Source organism: Helicobacter anseris (assembly GCF_003364335.1).
GTDB lineage: Bacteria > Campylobacterota > Campylobacteria > Campylobacterales > Helicobacteraceae > Helicobacter_H > Helicobacter_H anseris.
The window spans coordinates 1-1,106 of record NZ_NXLX01000042.1 but is presented as its reverse complement, the minus strand read 5'-3'; the positions used below and the strand labels follow the sequence as shown (position 1 = coordinate 1,106).

General features: G+C 35.4%; 1 protein-coding gene. It reads left to right on the top strand.

The window, feature by feature from the left end:
- Positions 1–170: 170 nt before the first annotated feature.
- Positions 171–1,106: hypothetical protein (locus CQA57_RS08095; RefSeq protein WP_147288378.1), on the top strand; the 936-nt coding region annotated here is incomplete at its 3' end.

Sequence of the window (1,106 nt, the reverse complement as noted above, 5' to 3'; positions counted from 1 at the left end):
GCCACCTCTTTCAATCAAGACCTAAGCTCTTGGGGGGATAAAAATCCCTTCAAAGACACTGGAGGGAAAAATCCTGATTTAAAGACAAAATGATGAAAAAGCTTTTTTGGATTTACTTTCTTGTTTTTCTAATCTTGGGATGTTCAAATCAAGATAAAGGAGAAAAAGCAATGAAAGAAGTTAAAGATTTATATGGAAATACCATAGGATTAGATGAGAAGAATCAAGTGATAATGAAGGATTATAGATACAAGAGAGGAACTATTTTCAAAGATGAACCTGAGAGAGAGTATTTTTCAGACAAATCTTTCTTAGCGAGAGAAAAGCTAAGAAGGACAAAACAACTTGAAGAAGTGCAAAGCATTCTCTCCTCTTCCCCCTTCTACTCTTATACCCCTAGCTATCTCAATCCTAGTGATTCAAGAGATCGCTCTTATTTTTTAGAATGGAGAGATTTATATCTCAAAGAACCTTTAAAAGGAAGCATTGCTCCTTGGAGTAAAGAAGAGAAAGAATACTATCTTTCTCTTAAAAGCAAGAAAGAGAGATATATCTATTTAGTAAAAAGAAGTGGATTAAAATGTGCCATTATTGATATACCACAAGAAGCTATTGGTAATGCAAAAGAGTTTCCTGAGATTACACAAAGAGTAGAAGAGAATAGAGGGACACTCAAATCTTATTTGCATATAGGAGAGTGGAATCTATGTGCAGGGATATTAGGAGATGCTAATGGGTTTATTGAAGCAGGAGAAATGGCAAATCTAGGATTTAAAGCTAGAGCTAAACAAGCTCTGATTTTAGCAATCCAACTTGGAGTAAATATCAAAGATAGGATTAGAAATCCACTTTTGATTCTTCAAGATTCTTATGAAGTAAGAGGGATTCTTGATGGTGAGAGAGAAAATCCCCTCAAAGCTTCAATCATAGAAAACCTTGCTCAGAGCATACAGCCTGATGAGTATGGAATGCTTCCTTTTATTGATGAAGTGATTGGAGTGGATTGGATTATGGATTTTAGTGTCTATGATGCACTTGGAGATACAACAAACAAGCTCTACAAGCAAGTTCAAGCAGGAAAACTCCTAGACCCTAGAGAAGCTAGA